Origin of the sequence: Pseudonocardia sp. Ae331_Ps2 (assembly GCF_001932405.1) — a bacterium.
GTDB lineage: Bacteria > Actinomycetota > Actinomycetes > Mycobacteriales > Pseudonocardiaceae > Pseudonocardia.
In genome coordinates this window covers 1-21,110 of sequence record NZ_MCIM01000004.1, presented here as the reverse complement: position 1 = coordinate 21,110, position 21,110 = coordinate 1, and the positions used below count along the sequence as shown (strand labels likewise).

Annotated in this window: 19 protein-coding genes; 13 read left to right on the top strand and 6 right to left on the bottom strand. The window is 71.6% G+C overall.

Going from position 1 to position 21,110, the window contains the following annotated elements:
- Nucleotides 1-1,330: 1,330 nt before the first annotated feature.
- Entirely contained in the window at nt 1,331-3,031 is a 1,701-nt protein-coding gene (gene murJ / locus Ae331Ps2_RS29710) for a murein biosynthesis integral membrane protein MurJ (protein WP_249265427.1), read from the top strand.
- A 165-nt stretch (nt 3,032-3,196) separates the two neighbouring features.
- On the opposite strand, the gene Ae331Ps2_RS29705 is transcribed toward murJ, so the two are convergent.
- Nucleotides 3,197-3,571, bottom strand: a complete 375-nt coding sequence (locus Ae331Ps2_RS29705) for a hypothetical protein (protein WP_075329903.1) — start codon at nt 3,569-3,571, stop codon at nt 3,197-3,199.
- Nucleotides 3,568-4,107 (bottom strand): hypothetical protein, encoded by a 540-nt coding sequence (locus Ae331Ps2_RS29700; RefSeq protein WP_075329902.1) that lies wholly within the window; start codon nt 4,105-4,107, stop codon nt 3,568-3,570. The genes Ae331Ps2_RS29705 and Ae331Ps2_RS29700 overlap by 4 nt, the downstream gene beginning before the upstream one ends.
- 251 nt (nt 4,108-4,358) lie before the next feature.
- On the opposite strand from Ae331Ps2_RS29700, the gene Ae331Ps2_RS29695 reads away from it, so the two are divergent.
- Together Ae331Ps2_RS29695 and Ae331Ps2_RS29690 are read left to right on the top strand one after the other, a co-directional pair.
- Nucleotides 4,359-4,616 carry a type II toxin-antitoxin system Phd/YefM family antitoxin gene (locus Ae331Ps2_RS29695; protein ID WP_083696443.1) on the top strand — a complete coding sequence of 86 codons (258 nt, stop codon included), beginning with the start codon at nt 4,359-4,361 and terminating at the stop codon, nt 4,614-4,616.
- Between the two features lie 3 nt (nt 4,617-4,619).
- On the top strand, nt 4,620-4,904 hold the full coding sequence (locus Ae331Ps2_RS29690; RefSeq protein ID WP_075329901.1) for a type II toxin-antitoxin system RelE/ParE family toxin: 285 nt from the start codon (nt 4,620-4,622) through the stop codon (nt 4,902-4,904).
- A 1,667-nt stretch (nt 4,905-6,571) separates the two neighbouring features.
- Here the strand turns inward: Ae331Ps2_RS29690 and Ae331Ps2_RS29680 are convergent.
- The 3 genes from Ae331Ps2_RS29680 to Ae331Ps2_RS29670 form a co-directional block, all read right to left on the bottom strand.
- A complete protein-coding gene (locus Ae331Ps2_RS29680) occupies nt 6,572-6,820 on the bottom strand; it encodes a hypothetical protein (protein ID WP_075329899.1) in 249 nt (82 codons plus the stop codon).
- Nucleotides 6,821-6,889: 69 nt separating this feature from the next.
- A complete protein-coding gene (locus tag Ae331Ps2_RS29675; RefSeq protein ID WP_075329898.1) occupies nt 6,890-7,378 on the bottom strand; it encodes a hypothetical protein in 489 nt (162 codons plus the stop codon).
- A complete protein-coding gene (locus tag Ae331Ps2_RS29670; RefSeq protein WP_139319277.1) occupies nt 7,375-8,439 on the bottom strand; it encodes a hypothetical protein in 1,065 nt (354 codons plus the stop codon). Before Ae331Ps2_RS29670 ends, Ae331Ps2_RS29675 begins: the two co-directional genes overlap by 4 nt.
- A 904-nt stretch (nt 8,440-9,343) precedes the next feature.
- On the opposite strand from Ae331Ps2_RS29670, the gene Ae331Ps2_RS29660 reads away from it, so the two are divergent.
- The 10 genes from Ae331Ps2_RS29660 (at nt 9,344) to Ae331Ps2_RS29610 (ending at nt 16,585) form a co-directional block, all read left to right on the top strand.
- A complete protein-coding gene (locus tag Ae331Ps2_RS29660; protein ID WP_170917179.1) occupies nt 9,344-9,595 on the top strand; it encodes a WhiB family transcriptional regulator in 252 nt (83 codons plus the stop codon).
- On the top strand, nt 9,592-9,999 hold the full coding sequence (locus tag Ae331Ps2_RS29655; RefSeq protein WP_212567742.1) for an RRQRL motif-containing zinc-binding protein: 408 nt from the start codon (nt 9,592-9,594) through the stop codon (nt 9,997-9,999). Before Ae331Ps2_RS29660 ends, Ae331Ps2_RS29655 begins: the two co-directional genes overlap by 4 nt.
- Nucleotides 9,989-10,756: a DUF2637 domain-containing protein gene (locus Ae331Ps2_RS29650; RefSeq protein ID WP_075329896.1), complete on the top strand. Its 768-nt coding sequence runs from the start codon at nt 9,989-9,991 to the stop codon at nt 10,754-10,756. Before Ae331Ps2_RS29655 ends, Ae331Ps2_RS29650 begins: the two co-directional genes overlap by 11 nt.
- Entirely contained in the window at nt 10,756-11,082 is a 327-nt protein-coding gene (locus tag Ae331Ps2_RS29645; protein ID WP_075329895.1) for a hypothetical protein, read from the top strand. Before Ae331Ps2_RS29650 ends, Ae331Ps2_RS29645 begins: the two co-directional genes overlap by 1 nt.
- An 11-nt stretch (nt 11,083-11,093) precedes the next feature.
- Nucleotides 11,094-12,797 (top strand): type IV secretory system conjugative DNA transfer family protein, encoded by a 1,704-nt coding sequence (locus Ae331Ps2_RS29640; RefSeq protein ID WP_139319276.1) that lies wholly within the window; start codon nt 11,094-11,096, stop codon nt 12,795-12,797.
- On the top strand, nt 12,794-13,243 hold the full coding sequence (locus Ae331Ps2_RS29635; protein ID WP_075329893.1) for a hypothetical protein: 450 nt from the start codon (nt 12,794-12,796) through the stop codon (nt 13,241-13,243). Before Ae331Ps2_RS29640 ends, Ae331Ps2_RS29635 begins: the two co-directional genes overlap by 4 nt.
- 94 nt (nt 13,244-13,337) lie before the next feature.
- Entirely contained in the window at nt 13,338-14,033 is a 696-nt protein-coding gene (locus tag Ae331Ps2_RS29630) for a hypothetical protein (protein WP_139319275.1), read from the top strand.
- A gap of 315 nt (nt 14,034-14,348) precedes the next feature.
- Nucleotides 14,349-15,008 carry a ParA family protein gene (locus Ae331Ps2_RS29625; RefSeq protein ID WP_075329891.1) on the top strand — a complete coding sequence of 220 codons (660 nt, stop codon included), beginning with the start codon at nt 14,349-14,351 and terminating at the stop codon, nt 15,006-15,008.
- A gap of 260 nt (nt 15,009-15,268) precedes the next feature.
- Entirely contained in the window at nt 15,269-15,397 is a 129-nt protein-coding gene (locus tag Ae331Ps2_RS33925) for a hypothetical protein (protein ID WP_256371363.1), read from the top strand.
- Between the two features lie 480 nt (nt 15,398-15,877).
- Entirely contained in the window at nt 15,878-16,585 is a 708-nt protein-coding gene (locus tag Ae331Ps2_RS29610) for a hypothetical protein (protein WP_075550257.1), read from the top strand.
- Nucleotides 16,586-16,598: 13 nt separating this feature from the next.
- Here Ae331Ps2_RS29610 and mobF read toward each other — a convergent pair whose 3' ends face one another.
- Entirely contained in the window at nt 16,599-21,029 is a 4,431-nt protein-coding gene (mobF, locus tag Ae331Ps2_RS29605; RefSeq protein WP_075329887.1) for a MobF family relaxase, read from the bottom strand.
- Between the last annotated feature and the right edge of the window lie 81 nt (nt 21,030-21,110).

Below are 21,110 nucleotides of genomic sequence, written 5' to 3'. Positions count from 1 at the left end.
AGTGGGCTCACTGGGCGGGTCGGGTGATGGTGACGGTGTACGCCTAGGGGGCAGTGGAGCGTCGCGGAAGTGGACGACGGTAGATGGCACGCGTGTGGATCAAGTGGTCGGGCGGGGGCGGGTGGCGCCGGTGAACATCGCCGCGAACGTCTCGGCTGTGTAGCGCAGGATCGTGAAGTGGGCGACTTCAGTACGGGGCGAGGTCGGCCGCGGTGCCGATAAGCGTTCTTCGATCACGTCTGTAGCAGCTCTGCTGTGATGAACCACGCCTTCCTGGACGCGAAGGACTCGAACGTCGCCGTCATCCGCAAACGGAGCCCCGCCGGGCCCGGACCAGACGGAGAAAGCGCCAAGAACACGCAGTTCCCATTCAGGTCCATCGAGCCAGCGAGTCTCAGCAAACAATAGTTAGTCAAGCCTTAGCTTCCTTAACTTCTTACCCCAGGATCCCTGCGGAGTCAAGCTATGGAAATAGCATCAAGACCACCCTACAGTCAGAGCCTGTCGTTGCGATGACCGTGGGACAGAAGGAGCTATTAGGTGGTAACACTCCGTCGTTTGGGACTGACCTCAGCAGTCGTGCTGGCGAGCCTCCTTGCCGTTCTACCTGGGGCTGCGTCAGCCTCGCAGCCTGCCGCGAGCGATGCGCATGCAGCTAGCGCGAGTCAGAATTTGATCGCAGCGCAAGCTCGATGCGGGTTCCGCTACGTGAACAATGGACCCGGCGCCAACAGTGCGTGGTGGAGGAACTGCTCGAATGTCGGCACACGCTTGAACGTGGACCGCGCATTCTACCCCGATTTCACTACCTGCGTCCCTGCCAACTCGGACAGGAGATTGGGAGCGGGGAACCTCCCAGTTGGCCCGGGCGCAATCCGCGGAGCCAGCATCATCGGCACTTGCTAGCGATGCACACGTAGGGACCGATCTGCGGCCCAGCGCGTTGCGATGCGGAGCCTGTCAGGGGCCGCGGATCGTCCTCCCTCGGCTCGGAGAGCACGAAGGCTAAGACAACAGGTGCCCGGATGGACAAGACTGCGGGAGTGAGCACCTGCATCATCGAACCCCGGGACCGCCGCGCTGCAGCGATCCCCAGTGGCCCACACAACAGGCGCAGGCCCATAGCGCATCTGATCTGTGTCCTGCGGAAGGAGAGGCAAGAGATTGGTGCGAGGTCGGCGATGCATCATGAGCGGTGATGCGCGATGACCAACCAAGGAAGCCGGTCCGGACCAGGCGCCTCGGTGTACCCAGTCCCTCCCTTGGCACCAGACCCGAGGAGGTGACACTGCCGCTTCACCAGACCTCGGATCCGAGACCTTCCGAAGCGTTGACTCAGCCACTCGGCTTGTCCTCCGGGCCGGCCGCCAGCTCGGAGCCGGTCCCGCCGTGGGAGGCCCCGCCGGGCGACGGTGCGGGGTCCGCGCCGCAGGGCCGGGCCGAGAACACCGGCTCGCTCGTGCGCTCCTCCGGCATGATCGCGATCGCCAGCCTGGTCAGCAGGCTCACCGGCTTCGTCCGGAACCTCGCGCTGGTCGCGGTGCTGGGCTTCGCGGTCGTCAACGACTCCTACACCGTCTCCAACACGCTGCCGAACATCGTCTACGAGCTGCTGCTCGGCGGTGTCCTGACCAGCGTGATGATCCCGGTGCTGGTCCGCGCCCAGGCCGAGGACGCCGACGGCGGCGAACGCTTCACCCGGCGGTTGCTGACCGTCGTCGGGGCCGCGTTGCTGGTCGCGACCCTGATCGCGATGGCCGCCGCGCCACTGCTCACAGCGCTCTATATCGATTCTTCCCGCGCCGACCCGGCGCTGGCCACGGCGTTCGCATGGCTGCTGCTGCCGCAGATCTTCTTCTACGGGATCGGTGCGCTGCTCGGCGCGATCCTGAACTCCAAGCAGGTGTTCGGGCCGTTCGCGTGGGCGCCCGTGCTCAACAACGTCGTCCTGCTGGGTGTGCTCGTCGTGTACGTGCTCGTGCCGGGGGAGATCTCGGTCGACCCGGTCCGGATGGGCGACCCGAAGCTGCTGGTGCTGGGGGTCGGGACGACGCTCGGCATCGTCGTCCAGGCACTGGTGCTGATCCCGTTCATGCGCAGCATCGGGTTCCGCTACCGCCCGGTGTGGGGCTGGGACCCGCGGCTGTCGCTGGCCGGCGGGATGGCGCTGTGGATCGTGGCCTACGTGCTCGTCGGGCAGGCCGGCTACATCGTCACCACCCGGGTCGCGACCGCCGCCTCGGACGGCTCCGTGGCGACCTACTTCAACGCGTGGCTGCTGCTCCAGGTCCCGTACGGGGTGCTCGGGGTGTCGCTGCTGACCGCGCTGATGCCGCGGATGAGCCGGGCCGCGGCGAAGGGCGACGTCGACCAGGTCGTCACCGACCTCTCGCTCGGCGCCCGGCTGTCGACGGTCGGGCTGATCCCGATCGCCGCCGTCATGACGGCGTTCGGCGGGGCCCTGGGCACGGCGCTGTTCTCGGTCGGCGCGGGCAGCGGGGAGGGCGCGGCGCGCCTAGGCGCGACCGTCGCGTGGTCGGCGTTCGGGCTGCTGCCCTACGCGGTCACGATGCTGCAGATGCGGGTCTTCTACGCGATGACCGACTCGCGGACCCCGACGCTGATCCAGGTCGGGATGGTCGGGGTGAAGATCCCGCTGCTGCTCGCGTGCCCGCTGCTGCTCCCGCCCGAGCAGGTCGTGCTGGGGCTCGCCGCGGCCAACTCGCTGTCGTTCGTCGGCGGTGCGCTGCTGGGCCAGTGGCTGCTGCGCCGCCGCCTCGGCCGGATCCGGACCGGGGAGGTCCTCACCTGCCTGGGGAAGACGACCGTCGCGTCGGCGGCCGCGGCCGCGATCGCGTGGGGGCTCACAGTGCTCCTGGAGCCCGCGCTCCTGGACTGGCCGGACGTCGCCCGGGCCTGGACCCTGCTGCTCGTCGGGACGCTGGTGGCGCTGCCGCTAGCCGTCGTCGCGATGCGGGTCCTGAAGGTCCGCGAGCTCGACGCCGTCTTCCGCCGCCTCGCCCGCCGCTGAGAATCCAGCCGTCAACCACCGGCCCGGTGTCTGTCACGGTTCGCACCTGGAGCAGGGTTCTGTGCCCATGAAGCACTTCGCTCCCGCATCCTGGACACGTGGGCAGCGACCGAGGATTGGCTGCCAATGCGGCGGCAACGCGCAGCCGTTTACACTAGCCCAGCATCAACCACGAGGGGTCAGATCCTGACTGCCGAGCCCTACCAGCGTCGCGCGAAGCGGCGGCCGCGCCGCAGGATCGGCCGGTACGGCCTCAGCCGGGTTCGGGCCGTACATCGCGGTCCAGGGGGTCCGGTACTCCACCGCGTGCTCTCCGCAGCCGTCGGTGGGATGCCAGGTTCCCACGGACACCACCAGCGCCCCGCAGCTACTGCACGCCCCGATCGCGGCCGACATGCGCTCCCCGGGCCGCACCGGCCCAGACAGGTGGCCCCACTCGGCCGGTGCCAGGGCGAGCTGGGTCTTCTCGGGCGACACGGCGACCGGTCCGGAGCCGATCAGGCCGTGGACGTGCGCGCCCGGGTGGGTGCAGGTGCTCATCGCGTGCTCCTCGTCGTGACATCCGTCGAGCGGGGCGGGGGCGTCGGGAAGGCCGCGCCCCAGCGTTCGTGGGCGGACTGGCGGGTCAGGCCGGCCGCGTTACCGATCACTGTCCAGGACGCCCCGGCAGCCCGGGCCAGGCCGACCGCGGTGTCCAGCTCCTCGCGGATCTCGGCCAGCCGAACCGCGGCGTCGTGCACTGCCAGCCCCGGCAGCGCCTGGGCTAAGTGTGTACGCCACTGTCCCTGCACACCCTCTCCCTCCTCGGGCCCCTCCACCGACTCTGGGGCGACACTGGCTGAATTGGGATAGAGCGCGACCTGCTCGGTGTAGAGGGAGTCTGTGGCCACCACCTCAGCGCGGGACCAGAACCGTTCGCCGCGCCAGCCGCAGACGCACGCGGCGCGCCAGCCCACGAACCGACTGTTGGTCAGATCGTCGTGGGTCCCGGTGACCGTGTCGTCATCGAGGACCGCGGCGGCGTAGCCCTCGTGCTCGTAGGCCGGTCCGTAGCCGGTGTCCCAGGTCCATCCCATACTGTCAGGATACCCTGACGGGGCTCTTCGTCAGGGTATCCTGACGCTAGTTTTTGCTAGCGCTAGCAAGCGCCTTGCTTGCCTCGATCGAACATAATACTGAATATCGGCGCGGCTGAACTGGGGAAACACGACCCGTACGGATTATCAGGCCAGCAAGCACCCGAAATGTCCGTTTATCCGCCCGCTCGCGGATGATCATCCACTCGGTGCGCCTCGACAAGAGTACGTACACGTTGTACATTTTGAACATGAGTACCGCGGAGATGTCCTCGACCGATGCGCGGAACCACTTCGCTGATGTTGTGGGCCGCGCCCAGCATGGCGGTGTCACGACCGCGATCACCAGCCACGGCAAGCGTGTCGCCGCGGTCGTCCCAGCCGAGGTCCTCGACCTGCTCGACGAGCTGGAAGACCGGGGTCTGTCCCGTATGGCCCGTGAGGCGAAGGCCGAGGCCGGCGAGCCCGTCGATCACGCTGCCCTGCTCGCCGAGTTCGACCAGCGCTGACACGTGCCCGACGCTCCCCACTGGCACATCACCTGGACGGCCCCGGCGAGCAAGGCGCTGCGCAAGCTCGACCCGCAGGTGGCCCGCCGCATCCTGGCCGCGGTGAGCACGCTCGCCGACGAGCCACGACCGGCGCCACCGACCGGTAAGCCCCTCAAGGGTGAGCCCGGATCCTGGCGTCTCAAGGTCGGTGACTGGCGCGTGGTCTACGAACCGCAGGACGACCAGCTCGTCGTCCTGGTCCTCACCCTCGGGCACCGCCGGGAGATCTACGACCGTTTGACCTGATCGGAGGCCGGACCCGGCCGTTCCTCGGGCAGACCCGGCCTCCGAACCGCACACCCACCGGTTGTCCTTCTTCATCTTGTAGCAGCCATCGGTGCACACGGGCGCTCACCTCCTCGCCGTTGCTCGAACCGGCCGCGGGATCGGGTGGTGGTGGTTGTTCGGCCCGTCCCGTGGGTGGCGGGCGCTTCGCCCCGCCACCGCACGAGCGCCGGGCGCGGCCGCGGAGGCTCGCGGTCAAGGGCCGGCCGTAGGCCGGTCGCCGAAGGCGACGCGGAGCGCCAGCGCAGCGCCCTTGATCGGGAGTGCGGCCGTGCTTAGCTCAGGGCCGAACAACCGCCCCGCCGCAGGCGGGTCCACCGAGGGGTTTCCCTGGGCCCGCGCGGCCCTGAGCGCACACGCACAACCGCACGACCGCACAACGGCGGCGGGGATCATGCGGCCGCCCTACGTGCCCGCCGAGTCATGGCGAACAGCTCTCGGGCCTGCTGACGCCCGGCGGCGCTGGCGATCCTGCCGCGGGACTCCTGGCCGGGCTCGTCGAGCTGCTCGGCCAGGCGCGCCGCCCGCTGACGGCGCTCGTCAGGGTCGACAGCCTGGACGGCGGTCGGTAGCTCGCCCTCCCGGCCGGCCCATGCGGCGAGCCGGTGCCCGATGACTGCCAGGGGGTCACGGGCTCCCCTGATGGCATCCCCTCGGGGTTCCCCGGGCCGGTCCGGGTGGTGGTCGATCGCGTACAGCACCCCGGCTACCGACCACCCGGCCCGCCACCAGCGGGCCAGCATCGCTGAGGCCTTCCACGCCGGGACCCGACGCACCCCGGCCCGCTCTAGGAGCGTCCGTGTCGCCGCAGAGCGTTCTCGGGCGTCCCGTGCCCGGTCCCGGCTCGGCCAGGCTCGTCGCTTCTGTGAAGTGCGCTTCGCGCCCTCGCGCACAAGGGTTTGAGTGCTTACGCAAGATGCGGGGGGGTTGCCAATTTCGTCCACACCCTGGTCATCTGCGACCCGGCGGGGCCGCGGGATCGGCATCCCGGACGGGCTCACGAACACGTAGGCGGGAGCCCGGTTGGACCGGGTCCCGAGGAACGCGGCCGTGGCGCCCTTCTCGACGCACACGAGGAGTCCGACACGGCTCGCCCAGGCGATGACCCGGCTCACCGTGCGGGGGCTGGCTCCGGCCCGCTGAGCGGCCTTCTCCCGGGTCGCCCCGGTGACCAGACCAGTACGCCAGTCCATTGCGTCGGCGAGGGTCTGCAGGACGGTCAAAGCGATGTGGCGCCGGTCCGCACGCCATCCCTCGGCGTCCGCGGCCCGGTCGATGAGCTCGCGAGCGGCGGGCTGGTCGGTGACCACCACTAGGCCTTGCGGGATCCGGCCCCGCCAACCCGGGTGCACCGCGAACTGGCCGCCGTCGACACGGTGAGCAGCACGACGCCGGCCGTACTCGGCCCGACGGTGGGCGGCGGCCGCCACGCGATACGCCCGGCCCGCCGGTACGTGCGTAGTAGAATTAGACGAGGTAGACTCGGGCACGCGAAAGCGCCCCTTCTCTTGGAGTGAGGTAGGGAACCGCCCCGGCTCGCCGGGGCTACGGCGTCACATCGGCTGGCAGGCCGTGTGACGCGCAGGAATCACGGGGTGGCCCCGGCAAGGGCCACCCCGTTCCTGTGTCTATGAGGCTTTGGTCAGCGGTAGCTCCTCCTGCGCCTCGATCTGCTGGCGCGGGTAGCAGTACGACGGCACCGGCCGCTCGAGAGCCTCGGCGACCATCCGCGTGATGACGGACGTCAGCGGCAGGCCATCGCGCCTCGCGATCTCCTGCGCCTCAGCCCGTAGATCATTCGGCAGGTAGACCGGGGTCGCGGTACGCGGCCCCTTCGGCTTCGGCCCCGGCTTCTTCCGCGGTCGGGTCTCCTCCATGTGATCTTCTTACCGGACTCGACCCGGAGCGCGTGCGCGACACGCCGATTCAAAATTGAAATCCAACGGCTAGCTGGCTTTCGGCTGGCGCCGTGCACCGTCGGGCCAGATGACGGTCACCGGGATACCGGCGGTGCGCGCCTCGTCGACGACGGTGCCGGTCCCGCCACGGCGGGAGGCGTCCCCGTCCCACACGGCGGCGAGCAGGTCCGCGCCGTCCAAGAGCGCGCGGTTCGCGGCCTCGTACGCGGCGCGGTCGGCCGTCTGCGACGGCATCACGTGCACGCTCGTGGCGGCGGCCATCAGCTCGTCGAACAGAGCGGCGTGGGATTCGGTTACCTTCGTGGCCCGGTAGTCGGCCGATGGGAGCACAACCTCCAACGTCCCACCGTGCGCGAGCACCGTCTCTGCGAACAGGGAGTCGGCACCTCTGGCGATGCAGCTCACCCCAACGATCGGGCCTTCCTGGGACAGCAGGACTGCACTGATCTGGTCTCGGATCAGCGGTGTGCTCTCGGCGGTGAGGTCCATGTGCCCGGTGACGGCGATCCGCGTCATGCGCGTCCTTCCTCGGTCGTGCGCAGCGCCTCGGCAGCATGGTCGCGCAGCGCGCGGATAGCGACCGACCGGGCGTGCGGTTCGGTGTCGGTGTGGAAGTTGCGGAGCATGACCCGCACTCGGTCCGATGAGGTGGCCTGCGCCGCCTCGATCGCCGTGTGTCCGATGTGGGCGCCCTCGTCCAGCTCTCCGCTGAGCATGTGCGCCTGTGCAAGTCCGATGAGGTCGAGCGCGGAGGCTCGGCGACGTCCGTCAGGACGTGTGTCGAGTGCCTGCGTGATCCGGGTGGTCGCGGCACGCGCGTGGTCCGGCGTGCCCCGCTCGGCCTGCGACAGCTCCAACAGCCGCCCGCCGATCGTGCCGTGTAGTTCCGCGGCGTCGTAGTAGTCCAGCCAGTACGGCTCCGGCTCTGGCCGGCCAACGCGGGTCAGCGCCTCCTCGGCGACTCCGACCGTGCGCTCGAACGCGGCGTGCCTGCCCAGGTGCGCGAATGCCCAGGCTTCGCGCAGGGCGAGCATGGAGGTCAGTCGCGGGGTGGCCGCCGCCCCCGCGGTGGACTGCGCCAGCCGGACCACTTCCAAGGCGTCGCTCGCGTGGCCCAGGTAGAGGAGTTGGCGCGCCATTGCGGCCATTGCGTTGGCCGCGAACGCCGGGTCTCCGCCCTCGTGCGCGGTGCGGATCGAGAGCATGAAGTACCGCTGTGCGGACTCTTGCAGTCCCGAATCCCACGACATCATGGCGGCGGTTTCGGAGAGCTGCGCCATGATGCGGAACGCGCGCTGTTTGATCGGCCCGCCCGAAAGCTCCGTGACTGTTTCCGAAAGCTCGTTGAGCTGGCCGATTACTGCTTTTCGCTTCAATCCGCCGCCGTGCCGGTCGTCCCAGTCTCGGAACACCCGCGCGGTGGTTTCCAACTCCTCGATCTCTTGCATTCCGATCGAGATCCCGCCGGGCGCGTGAGCGCCGCCGGGGGTGGTCGCGAGCCATCTCTCCAAGTGATCGAGCAGGGGGCCGCCGACGACGACGGTGGCAACAAGTTTGTGGAGGTCGCGACGCTTCATGGAGAGGTCCTGACGTGTGAACTCGGCAGCAACGGCGCCGGTGTCAACCTCGGGGACCCAGAGCAACGGGGGCCCCGTTTCCGGGGCGGCTGCGGGAGCGTCCGGGTCATCGGGAAGAGGTGCCCCCAGGTAGGCGAGAAGTCGCAAGTAGTCCGGGTGGGGTCGGCGCGTCTCGCCCCGTTCCCACCTGCCCAGATTTCGTAGGTCAAGCCTCTGCCCTCGCGGCTCGTTCAGCTTGTGTCCCGCGGCCTCGATGTGTTGCAGCAAGTCGGGCTGACTCCATCTCTGCCCCTCTCGCCACGAGCGGAGACGTGACCCCCATGAGGGCGGGTCACCGGCATTGCCGATCATCTCCCCACCTCGCATCCCTCTGGCGCCGTTTGCCCTGTCGGTGCCCTGTCCTGGTGCCGGTATGCCCTCCAACTGCCCCCCGTGATCGGGGTCTCCTGGCGGTGTGAGGACACCCACCCGGCCCGCACCGCTACTGCTCCTCCGGTCCTACGTCGCCATCGCCGCCGTCGACCGGGAGTTGAGCACGCAGCCGGTCGATGTCCCACCGGAGTTGCCCGCCCGCCGTGCGCAGCTCGGCCCTCACTCGTCCGGCCCGTTCCCATCGCCACAGCGTGGCGGGGTCGACGCCGACCGCCGCCGCTGCGGCGCCGGTGCCTACCAGTCGTCGTTTTCCTTCCACCGCCACAGCGTCAGAATCCCACAAGATCAGCAAGAAAAGCCAGTAACGCAGGTATTGCAAGACTCTCGGCGGTCCCGTAGAGTCAGAAATGCAAGAGTTGCAAGAGTTTGTGGCCCGCGACCCGCGCCACGGGTGGTCTCGGCAGGGATTGCGCCCCTGCCGAGACCGCGGGCCGTGCTCGATCACTGCGAGGGAGTCGACCCGATGGCAATCATGACAGTCCCATGTGAGCGCGACCCGGAGCGGATGTTCCCGGTCGCGGAGTCTCAGCGGCCCGGCCTGCGGACTGCGGGTGAGCAGCGCGCCCTTGCGGTGTGCGCGGCGTGCCCGGTGCTGGCGGCGTGCAGCCGCGTCGTGCGGGGTATGGAGATGCCCTACGGCGTCGCGGGCGGGATGACCGCAGCCGACCGGCGCGCTGTCCGCGCGGTGGAGCAGCACCGGGGCGTCACGGCGGTGGCGTCGTGAGCGGGGTCCGGCGCCGGTACGGGCTGATGACCGACCGATGGGGCTGGCAGCCCCTCGCCTGGGAGCAGAACGGTTTGCCCACCTGGCGGTACGGCCACGCCCCGGCGGGCCTGGTCACCCGGCGGCAGATGCGGGCGCTCGGGCTCGCACCGGGCGGCACCGCCCCGGTCGCACAGGTCGTGTGGCGGCACCGCCGTCACGAGGTCCGGGGACAGCTGTGGGACCGCTCGGGGCTGGTGCCCAAGCGGACCGCGTCCCCGGCGCAGCTCGTCGCGCTCGGCAAGGCGATGGCAGCCCGCCGGTGGTGCCCGTCCTGCTCTCGGGACGTCGGCTACTGCATCCCGACCTCGTTCGGCCAGTGCGCGGAGTGCGAGTTCCCGGAGGGGATGAGCGATGCAGCCTGAGCACAGCATCCGCGGCGCGTGGGGCCGCACCTGGCCCGCGCTGCTTGCGGTCGGCACCGTCGGCGCGGTCGGGGTCCCGGCCGCGGTGGCGTCCTACCGGCACGCCCGCGACGTCATCGCCGCCCACGGTGACCCCGTGATGGCGCCCTGGCTACCGCTGAGCGTTGACGGAATGCTCGTCGCCGCGCTGGTGGTGATCTGGGTACGCCGTCACCGGGGCGACCCGGCCGGGGCGTTCCCGTGGCTTGCGTTCGGCTTCGGCATGGTCGTCACGGTCCTGGCGAACCTCGCGGCCGTGGTGCAGCCCTCCCCGGTCGCGTTCGCGGTCGCCCTGTTTCCGCCCCTGGCGCTGGCGGTGACCTTGGAACTGGTGGCGCTCATCGCCTACCGGTCACGGCGGGACGCTGACCCGTACCCGGCACTGGTGGACGACCTCGACCGCACCGTGACCGTGGTCGATGGGGAGGACGCCCCTCGGGACTGGTGGCAGGACGCCCCGGTCGTCGAGGCCCGGCACGAACCGGCCCCGGAGCCGGTGGCGGTCGAGCACGACCAGGCCGACGACGGGACCGACGACGAGGGTGCGGACCCGCGCGTCCGGGACCTCGCCCGGCGCCTGGCCGCGGGCGAGGCGTTGACCGGCGCTGAGGTCGGCCAGCGCTACGCCGTGTCGGCGCGCACCGGCCGCCGGCTCATCCGACAGGCCACCGAGCAGGGGCCGACGCTCGCGCTGGTGAGCGCGGGAGGGGATTCCTGATGCGTTCCACACTGGCGAAGATCAAGGCCGCGGCTGCGGCGTTCGTGGCGGCCGCGCTGGTGACCGCGTACGTCCCGGCAGTAGCCGATGTCCTGGTGCTCGCGCTTGTCGCCTCCTGGGCGGTGATCGGCGCCGTGCTGCTCGCACCAGCGGCCGGACTGCTGCGACCGCACATGCCCGCGCTCCGCGGGCACGTACTGCGGGCCGCGCGAGCGGCGGGCCCGTGGCTGTCGCCGCGCCTGGCGCTGGCCCGGCTGCTTCGGCCCCGCGCGCTGACCCGGCCCGGCAGCCCGCTCCTGACGATGCACTCGACCCGCTGGCACTAGAGGTGGCCTTGATGCTGACTGATGCAGAGATCCGGTCCCGGCACCGGCTGATCGGCGGTGGCGGCCTCGCCGTCGCCGCCGGGTCCGCCGCGCTGTCGACGGCGCAGGTGTGGGACTCGCTGGCCGCGTTCGCCGACGGAGCCGCGCTCGTCGGCGGCGCTGGTGGCTCCCTCGCGGCCGCCGCCGCCCTGGTGCACCACCGGTGGCACTTCCACCCCGGGCGGGCGTTCCGGCGCGAGCTGGGCGGTCAGGACGGGTGGCTGTCCGGCCGCGACTTCCGGGACGCAGCGGGTGCGCGGGGCGTCCGGCTGATCGCGTCCGGGATCTTCCGGGATCGAGACGCATTCGCGGCGCCGCTACACCTGTCCGGGTGGGAGGCCGGTCGGCTCGTGTCCGGACCGGTCCACCTGCGGCGGAAGCCGGTGTACGCGCCGTGGACCCGCGGGGTCGGCATCCTCGGCCCACAGGGCTCCGGCAAGTCCCAGTACCTCACCGGGTTGGTCCTCGACGCGCCCGGCGCCGCGGTGGTGACCTCCACGAAACCGGAGCTGGCGCGGGCAACGATGGCGATCCGACGGGCGACCCGCGGGCCGGTGGCGGTGTTCAACCCGGAGCGACTCGGCGACCTGGCATCGACGTTCCGGTGGGACCCGGTGGCCGGATGCCAGGATGGTGCGGTGGCGGCGGCCCGGGCCGCCGCCCTGGTGCGAGGCTCGGGCGGCACCGCCGGTGTGGAGGATGCCTCGTACTGGTCGGGGCAGGCCGAACTCGTCTTGCGGGGCTGCCTGATGGCGGCCGCGATCGACGGCCGCCGGTTGGATGCCGTCGTGAGCTGGGTCAACTCTCGGTACGACCCCGCCGGGCACGACCCCGTCCCGGTCGAGATCCTCTCCGACGCGGTCAAGCGCGGCTCGACGTTGGTGGACGCGACGCTGCCCGACATGCTGCGCACCGCCCTCACTCAGAACCCGAAGACTGCGGCCACGGTGATGACCAACGTGCACGCGGCGCTCGCGTTCATGCAGTCCCCGACGATCGCGGCCGCGTGCACCGCCACTGATGGCGATACCCTCGACCTGGGGGAGTTCCTCGCCGAGCACGGGACGCTGTACCTGGTCGGCGGTGCGAACGACAACCGGGTAGCACCGCTGTTCACCGCCCTGGTCGAAGCGGTCTTCGCCGAGGCGCAGCGCGCGGCCGCCGAGGCAGGCGGGATGCTGCCGACGACGTGCGCGTTCCTGCTCGATGAGGTCGCGAACTTGACCCCGGTGCCGCTGGACCGGTGGGCGGCGGACTCGCGCGGCTGGGGCATCACCGTCGTCGCGATCTTCCAGTCGCTCGCGCAGCTCTCGACCCGGTGGGGTCGCGACGCCGGAGACGTGATCTGGCAGAACCTTCCGGTGAAAGTGATCCTGCCCGGAGTGTCCGGCACCGACGATCTGGACGACCTCGCGCACCTGGGCGGGAAACGGCGGGTGCGGCTCGACACGGAGGGCGCCTCCGAGGGGGAGGGGGGCCGCCGGTCCCGGTCGGTGTCGGTGACGCGACCCCGGGAGCTGCTGGTGGAGGGTGACGTGATCTCTCGGATGCCGCGCCACCACGCCTACGTGCTCGGGCTCGCGCCACGCCCGGCGGTGGTCCGGTACACCCCCGGGTACGAGCTGGTCCGAACTCGCCGGATCGCGCTCGGCCTCGACCGGGACACGACGGCGTGAGGCTCCGGTACAGGACCGACCCCGGTACCGGCTGCCCGACGGTCGCGACGATCCAGGAGACGCTCTCTGCGCGGCTCGGGCACCGGTACCGGCGCCGGGGGCCGTGGGCGTCGTCGCTGCTGCTGCTGCGCTGGTCTGCCCGCACCCCGGACCGGGTACGGCTCGCCGTCGACGGCGCAGTGTGGGTGCTGCCGCGGGAGCTGTTCGCGGCCGGTCTCGCCCGACGGGCCGGGGGCGCCGGGACCGACGGTGCCGGTCGTCTGATCGTGGCCCGGCTCGACCCGGTGGCCGATGACCCGCCCGCCCGGGTGCTGCGCTTGATGGGCGAGGACGGCCCGGCCGCGCTGTCGTTCCGGGTCGGGCCGGCGTCCCGGTTCCTGGCCGCGTCGTACGGCATCCTCGACACGCGATTCGGATCGGAGGCCGACACCCGTGACCGCAGCTGATAACACCCGGTACGAGGTTCTCGCCGACCTCCTCGCCGACGTGGACCGTCGGGCCACGGCCCAGGGCGACGCCCTCGACCGGCTGGGGGAGACGGTGACCGAGTCCACGGACCTGCTCGCGCAGACGCTGCCGCGGCTGGACACGCTCGCCGAGCAGGTCGCCGAGCTGCGCGGACACACCGCAGGTGCGGGCGGCACCACGAGCGGCAGCGATGACGGACCGGTCCGAGGGGTCGTGTGGGAGACCCTGACCGCCGACCAGGCGGTGGCGGAGTGGACCCGGCTTGCCGCGTGGGTCGCCGACGTCCTCGGCCCCTGGTACGACTGGCGGCGGGGTCACCTGCCCGACTGCTGGGCGCTGCACCGGCCCGTGGTCCGTCGACTCTCCGCTCTGCACACCGCCTACCTGGCCGCGCACACCGGCCAGGCCGCGTCAGCGGCGGCTTCCGCGGACTGGCATGACCGGTGGCTGCCGCACACCCAAGGACTGATCCTCGGGGAGGAGCCACTCGCCGGCTCGCGGCGACAGCTGAACGAACGATCGGGGCTTGAGTGGAACTGTGAACCGGGACGGCATGACGGTGCGGACGCCGCCGGCCGCCCCTTGGTTACCGACGATGGGCGGCCCCTGACCGGGAAGGTCACCCGGAAAGCGCCGGGCAAGGACCGGCACGGATCGGACACTATCCAGGTGGTGTGGGATCCGATCCACCCGGACCACTGGGCTCCGTTCTGGCGACGGGCTGTCGACCAGGACGTTGCGGAGCGCCGGGCGCGTGAGGCCGGCTGATCGGTCTGCGGTTGGGGGCGCCCGCCCCCGCTCGGGTGTCTGTGGGTCATCCCGTCACGTCGGCGGGCTCTGCCCGACCAGGTCAGGGGTTCCACGTCAACCACGCCTTTCCGGTTGACGTGGAACCCCTGACCTGGTTGCCCCTTGGGGCGCCGTCGTGACGGGATGACCCACGCCCTTCCCCCTCATCCTGGAGCTGAGGCCCTCCCCGGAGGGGCCGCCGGAGGCACGCCCCGGCAGGGGCGCGGGTGTGTCGCTTCCCCGCAGTAGCTACGGCAGTACTGCACGCCTTACCGCAGTACGTACGCTCGTCGCATGACTCCTTCACCCCCTTCTCCCGGGCCCGGGCTGCGCGTGGTCACCGTCACGAATCTCAAAGGCGGTAGCGGGAAGTCCACGAGCACCGGCCTTCTCGCGCACGCATGGGCCGGGGCCGGCCGCCGCGTGATCGCGGTGGATGCCGACCCGCAAGGCACGCTGACCCGCTGGGCGCAGGACGCAGAATGGTCCATCCCCGTGGTCGGGCTGGCCACCAACAAGCTGCACGCTGACCTGCCCGGGATCGTGTCGCCGGACCGCTACGACGTCGCCGTCGTGGACACCCCACCGCTGGAGCTTCAGCGCGGCATCGTCTACTCGGCGATGCGCGCAGCGACCGACGTGGTGGTGACCCTCGCCCCCACCTCGTCGGAGTGGGACGTCCTGCCGGCGGTGTGGGACGCGCTGGACGAGGTGGAGCCGCTGCGCGCCCGCCCGGCGGTGGTGTCCGTGCTGTGGAACCGAGTTCGGACGGGCACCACCAGCGCGGCGGTCTACCGGGAGATGCTGGACGAGTCGCGACGCTACTCCTGCCGCGCGGTAATCCCGATGGCCGAGCGCTACGCCCAGGCCATCGGCGGGCCGGTGACGCTGCGGGCCGAGGACACCGCCGTGGTGGACGCCGCCGCCGAGATCGCCGGGCGGGGTGGCTGGTGACCCGACGCGACGACCTGCGGGCACGTGCAGCCCGCGCGGCGAACCGCACACCGGCCGCCGACCCGGGCGAGGTCCAGCCAGACCCGGGACCGCTCTCCCCGCCCCACGATCAGGCTCCGCCGCCCCGGGCGGCAGCTCGCCCGGGGCGCCCTGCCAGCATCGCGCCGCGGACGAAGCCGGTACGGATGACGGTGGATCTGTCCCCACTGGCTCACGAGCGGCTCCGGGCCCGGCGAAACGCTCTCCGGGAGGCCCTGGGCATGGCCGCGGACCTGCCTGGCGCGGTCGTGGTCCGGGCCCTGCTCGCCGAGCTGGACGCAAACCCAGGGCTCGCCGACGCTGTCCGGGACCGGATCGCCGAGGATCCCACCGGCTACGGCAGACAGTAACTACGGTGTTACTGCATTACTGCAAGACGCAGTTACGGCAACACTGCACTACTGTATATGGGGCCGGAGCGCGGCACGCGCCGCGCGGGGAGGTTAAGACGATGGACAAGACGCCGTATGACACCAGCGGATGCCCTCCGCTGCCTCGGTACGTGAAGTGCGCCGGATGCGCGGAGCAGGACCCAGAAATGGCCCGGTACGCGATCGACACCCGGTACGGAGTCGCCTGCGCTCCGGTCTGCCCGCTGTGTGTCGACACGATCGAGGCGGACTGGATCCCGGACCCGGCGCCGGTGCAGGAACATGCCCGTCACCTCGGGATCGACCCTGTCGTGGATGCGAGTTGGATACCGCCGGGCCCGAGCCTCTCGGACCGTTACCGCATGTAGCGCCGCGCTCCACGTTGTCCGAGACGGGGGTGAGTTGTCGGTGGGGTCCTCTACCCTGCGCCACGCGACCCCTTGGTAGGAGGCGGACGACATGGCTGACCTCGGACGAATCGGGGAGACCTGGGTGGAACCCGCCCGGCTGTTCGACCCGGACGACCCCGCCGACGCGCCACCCGCGGACGCGCTCGATGTGCAGTTCCGCGCCCCGCTGTCGTTCTCCGCGTTCGTCGACGACCTGTTCCGCACCGGCCGCGGCATCGACGCAGCGGCCTGCCTGCGGGTCTACGACGACGCGATCGCCCGGACCGTGCAGCAGGTGCAGCGGCTCTGTGGGTTCGTCCTCGACGAGCACGGGGCCCCGGTCCCGGCCCGCCTCGACCTCACCGCCCACGGTGAGGCCACCATGAACGGGGACCCGGATCGGGTGCGGGTGCACCATCACCTCTACGTCGGCCGGACCGGCGTGTCGGTGCGGGACGCCCGCCGCCTCCCCGTCGACGCGCACCGGCTCCGCCGTGGTCTCCGCTCCGTGCTCCCGCTGTACGACCAGGTGGTGCAGGGGCGGACGGAGGATCTGTTCGGGTGCCGATGGGGTCCACCCCCGGGCGGGTACGACTTCGAGATCCTCGACCCGCCGATGCACGAGCGGATCATCGGGCAGGAGTACGAGGTGTGCCGGTCCCCGTGGGGACCTCGCACCACCTGGGAGCAGCCGAGCCCGGAGCTGCTCGCCGCGCTCGACCAGGAGGCCGCGCTCATCGCCCGACGGGCTGCCACCTCGACCGACTCGCCCCGATAGGGCGGGCCGCCGGTCACATCTCCATCGTCGGGCCGTCCCGCTCGGCGCTGTGCTCGACCGCTGGCGCCTTGCGCTCCTGGGTGAGCTCGTAGCCGGTGGACCGCTGCTGCCGCTCGGTCTCGGCGGCCGCGGCGGTGTCCCGCTGCCGTGCGGTGCCCTGGCCCGCGATGGTCCCGCGCTGGTAGGCGCGCTGCTCCTCGGACGCCTGCCGGGCGCTCCGCAGCGTCTCCATCGCCTCGGCCACGGTCGGCACCGGACGGCGCACCGCACCGTCCGGCCGCTGCCCGGCCTCCTGGCGCTGCTCGACGTCGCGCCGGGCGTCGTCGGGGCGCTGCTCCGCCTGGGCCGGCCGCGGCGCAGACTCCGGCACGATGGCACGGTCGGTGTCCGGTCCGACCTTGCGCGGGTCCGGCGTGACCACCCCGGCGCGGGCCGCCTCCCGGCTCCGGCGCGCGAGTTCCTCGGCCGCTAGCCGTGCATCCTCGGCGACGTCGCGGTGGGCCGCTGCCCACTTCCCCCGGTGCTGGTGGCTGTTCTCGAGGTCGGCGGCCCGCTGCTGCTGCCACTGCATCATCCGACGGAGCGAGGCACGCTCCTCGATCTTCCGGGGCAGGTCGGGGTCACCATCACCCGCGGCGCCGATCTCGGCGGTCCGCGCGCTGACCCGCACCCGCTGCTCGTGCGCGGCCCGGTACGCCTCCCGCATCTTGTCCGCGACGAACTCCGGCGCGGCGGCCTGCTCCCGCGCCCACCGCTCGGTGCGCTGGTACAGCTCGCCATCGGTCATCGCACGGTGGTCGACGACGTCCGCCGGGACCGGCCCGAGCGCCTCCCGGGCGTCGTTCCACAACGCCCGCGTGAGCGGCATCTCCCGCGTCGGCGCAGCCCCGATGGACTCCTGAGCGTCCGGGACGTGCGTCAGCTCCCGGTACGCGGCCACCGCGCCCGCTCGGCGTTCCCACGCGGCCCGCTCCTCGGGCTGCTCGGCGTCTGGGACGTCACCGAGCTGGCTCAGCGCCCACGCGGTCGGCTCCTCGGCGAGCTGGCGGCCCAACCGGGCCTGCCGGTCGGTCGTCGCCGCGGCCAAGTCCGCGATGTACTGCCCGGCCTCGGTCCCGTCCGGGACCGGCACGCGGGTCGTCCAGTCCGCCGGGTCCACGGTCCGCTCCGGCGTCCGGGTCTCGGTCAGGTTCCGGACCCGCCACCGGACGACGTCCGGGATGCTCGCGGCGGTGTCGAGGCCGCGCATCCCGACTGCCTCGGCCAGCACCGCGGCCGGGTCGTGCCCGGCAAGCTCGGCCTCTCGCGCGGCCTGCAGCAGCCGGCCGTACGCGGCCCGGTCCGCGGCCGCCTCGGCGGCCTGGTCCTCACCGAGCACCCCGGCCAGCACCGCGCCGTAGCGGCCGCGGGCGTGCTCGTCGGACGCGACGTCCAGGTGCGCGGCCGCCATCGCGAACGAATCCGCGTCCCGCAACCCTTCCCGCAGCGTCTCCGTCGCGCTCCGCTGCGCCGAACTGGTCGTGTAGACCTGGGTGAACAGCTCCCGCGCGGACTGCTCGATCCGCTCCGGGTCGTGCTCGTCGGGCTCACGGATCGCGGGGAGATACACGTGGTTCTCCTCGGTTCCTCGGGTCAGGCCCGGGTACGCCCCTTCCCGGGTCGCGTCCCGGTCGGGCAGGTAGTGCCCGTGCTGCACCGTGACGCCCTGGCTGGCGTGCTCGGTGACCGCGTAGGCCAGCGTGACGTGCTCACGCACGTACTCCGGCAACAGGTGCGCGGTCGCGCCGTGCTGATCCCGGACGAGTAGCGCACCGGACTCCGTGTGCTTGCCGACCACGGTGTAGAGCGCCCGGTTGGTGACCGGGTCCGGCTCGCCCTTCGCGGCCTCGCCGCGGTCCACCCGGGCGCGGTAGTCGTTCATCCGTGCCTGCACCCGGTCCCCGATCGACACCTCCTGCTTTCCCTTGGCGCCGCGCACGTAAGCGACCGGGGCGGCGTCAACCCGGCCTAGCTCGATCAACCGCTCGCGGATCGACGCGGACAGCTCTCCCGCGCCCTCATTGGTACCGGTGATGAGCAGCGTGTTCTTGCCGTCCAGGACGTCCGACAGGTACCGCTCAGCGGCGAGAGCCTGCATCTCCTCCCACGTGCCCGCGTGCACGCGGCCCCGGTCGTGGTAGGCGTCGAACGCGGCCGCGTCGCCGTCGCGCAGCTTCAAGCTCGCCTCGCGCTCCCACTCCGAGCGGAAACGGTGCACCTCGCGCAGCTCGTGCGCGCCGTGCTCCCCGATCAGCTGCCGGAACATGCCACCGGCGCCGACCGCGTCGAGCTGGTGGTGATCGCCGGTCAGGATCACCTTCGCCCCGGCGGCCGCACACAGCTCCACGATGCGGTCAAGCTCCTGCGTCGACGACATGCCCGCCTCGTCGACGATCACCAGGTCTTTCGCGCGGAGCTGGTCGCGGACCTCCCCGGCCTCGTCCGCGGTGAACTTGTTCAGGAACCGGCTGGTGTTCAGCGCCTCTAGCCCATCGCCGGCCAAATTCTGCGTCGCGATCTGCGACGTGGCCAGCCCGAGAACCCGGCCGTCCGCGTGCTCACCCCACACCCGCGCCAGCTCGCCGACCGTCCGGGACTTCCCGGTCCCGGCCGGGCCGACCAGGCAGTCCCCGAGACGGCCGGACCCGATGATCCCGGTGACCGCGTCGACCTGATCCGCGGACAACCCGGACGCGGCCAGCCGCTCGCGCAGCGCCTCCACCTCGACCGGCTCGATACCCGAGTCCAGCGCGGCCGCCATCCGAGCGGACACCCGCTGCTCCGCGGCCAGGTGCGCGGCCGTCGCGTACCGCTCCCCGTTCGCGCGCCGGTAGATCGACCCGCCGTCCGCGCGGCGGAACGACTCCGGCACCTCGACCGGGTCCGGCGTGGACACCTTCACGATGGCCGACGACCGCAGCGCATCCCGCGCGATCTCCTCCAACACGACCGGGCGGTCCGCAGCGGACACGCCCAGGTCGGCCGCGGACCCGAGACGCTTGTCGATCGCGGCCGTGAGGTTCCCCAGCGTCCACACCGAGTAGGACGCCTGCACGTCCTCCATGGCGGCGGCCACCGCATCCCGGCGCTGCGCAGCGGCCACGTCCGCGGCCGTGTCCGCCCCACCGGTCACGCCGTGACCGGTGAGCCGGTCAGCGGTCACCGCCGCGCCGGACACGTGACCGCCCCCGGCCACCGGCGCGGCCGCCTGCTGTCCGGCCGCCTCGACGTCGGCCAGCATCGCGGTCAGCCGCTCGGTCCGGGCCTCGGCCCACCGGGCGGCCGCCCCCGGGCCGGACTCCGGGCCCTTCGCCTTCCGCGTCTCGTACACAGCCATGTCCGTGATCCGCTTCATCGCGGCCGCGTCCGGCTCCTTGCCGTGCCGGTCCCGGTAGAGCGCGACCCGCTCGGCGACGAGCCCGGTCACCTGACCGCGCCGCGTCGACGCCTCCTCTATCACCTCGGGGTCGACGCCGACGATCTCCCGGGCCTTGCCGTCCGGTCGCAGCTCGAACCGCGCGCCGGTCGCCTCGGTGACGAACTGCTCCGCCGCCCGCTCGTAGGCGGTGGCGATCGCCTCCTTATAGGCGCGGAACGACGCGCCGTCGAGCGCGCCGATCTTCCCCGCCTCGGTCACCGTCCGGTTCAGCAACGCCGCGTGCGTGTGGATCTGCGGCTCGTTCTCCCGGCTGGTGGAGTGAGCCCACACCGTCCACACCGCGCCGGTACCGGCCTCGTGACGGCCGACGGACTCATTCCCGGTCACCGTCCGCGCGTGCGACCCGGTCCGCGTGAAAATCACCCGCGACTCGGCGTAGTCAAGCGCGACCTGGACTGCCTTGTTATGCGCTTCCAACACCTGGTCAGCCAATTCCGTCTGACCAGCGGCACGCAAAGCCGCCTCGTAAACAGAAATCGACTTCACCGCGCTGAACGTGAAATCGTAGTACGCAACCGGCTTACGCCCGGTGGTCGCGGCCTCGGCACGCAACTCGCGCTCGCGCTCCGGCGAAACCTCGCCGGACTCCTTCGCCGCCAGGGCGTTGTACCGCTCCGCCTCGGTGCGGAAATGAGCTGGCCGGCGCCCCAGGAACTCCGGCTCCGCCTCGGTCGACTCCGGGCGGCGAAGCTGCCCGAACACCGCCCGCACATCGTCCGGGACCACCTCGTCCCCGGCCCGGAACGAAAGCCCCATCGCCTCCATGCCCGACCCGGCCCACCGGCCCGGCGCCTCGCCGTGCTCCACAGCCGCGGTGTAGTACCCCGGCCCGACCTGCTCGGCCGACGCCTCGGCCGCCGGACCGGCCACAGCCGCGGCCTGGTGGCGGTGCCCGTGCTCGCGGCACCCCGACCCGCGGAGCAGGTACTCGACCGCTCCGGCGCCGATGGCGGTGACGCGCAGCATGGGGGTCAGTGTACCGGACACGACCAAGATCACAACACTGTGCATAGGTGTGTTACAATAGGAACGCGGAAAAGTGCAGTG

Coding starts and splice junctions, on each gene's coding strand:
- Ae331Ps2_RS29705 (WP_075329903.1), bottom strand. CDS start 3,571: ATGAGCACCTGCACCCACCCGGGCGCGCACGTCCACGGCCTGATCGGC.
- Ae331Ps2_RS29700 (WP_075329902.1), bottom strand. CDS start 4,107: ATGGGATGGACCTGGGACACCGGCTACGGACCGGCCTACGAGCACGAG.
- Ae331Ps2_RS29695 (WP_083696443.1), top strand. CDS start 4,359: ATGAGTACCGCGGAGATGTCCTCGACCGATGCGCGGAACCACTTCGCT.
- Ae331Ps2_RS29680 (WP_075329899.1), bottom strand. CDS start 6,820: ATGGAGGAGACCCGACCGCGGAAGAAGCCGGGGCCGAAGCCGAAGGGG.
- Ae331Ps2_RS29675 (WP_075329898.1), bottom strand. CDS start 7,378: ATGACGCGGATCGCCGTCACCGGGCACATGGACCTCACCGCCGAGAGC.
- Ae331Ps2_RS29670 (WP_139319277.1), bottom strand. CDS start 8,439: ATGAAGCGTCGCGACCTCCACAAACTTGTTGCCACCGTCGTCGTCGGC.
- Ae331Ps2_RS29660 (WP_170917179.1), top strand. CDS start 9,344: ATGACAGTCCCATGTGAGCGCGACCCGGAGCGGATGTTCCCGGTCGCG.
- Ae331Ps2_RS29650 (WP_075329896.1), top strand. CDS start 9,989: ATGCAGCCTGAGCACAGCATCCGCGGCGCGTGGGGCCGCACCTGGCCC.
- Ae331Ps2_RS29645 (WP_075329895.1), top strand. CDS start 10,756: ATGCGTTCCACACTGGCGAAGATCAAGGCCGCGGCTGCGGCGTTCGTG.
- Ae331Ps2_RS29640 (WP_139319276.1), top strand. CDS start 11,094: ATGCTGACTGATGCAGAGATCCGGTCCCGGCACCGGCTGATCGGCGGT.
- Ae331Ps2_RS29625 (WP_075329891.1), top strand. CDS start 14,349: ATGACTCCTTCACCCCCTTCTCCCGGGCCCGGGCTGCGCGTGGTCACC.
- Ae331Ps2_RS33925 (WP_256371363.1), top strand. CDS start 15,269: ATGGCCGCGGACCTGCCTGGCGCGGTCGTGGTCCGGGCCCTGCTCGCC.
- Ae331Ps2_RS29610 (WP_075550257.1), top strand. CDS start 15,878: ATGGCTGACCTCGGACGAATCGGGGAGACCTGGGTGGAACCCGCCCGG.
- mobF (WP_075329887.1), bottom strand. CDS start 21,029: ATGCTGCGCGTCACCGCCATCGGCGCCGGAGCGGTCGAGTACCTGCTC.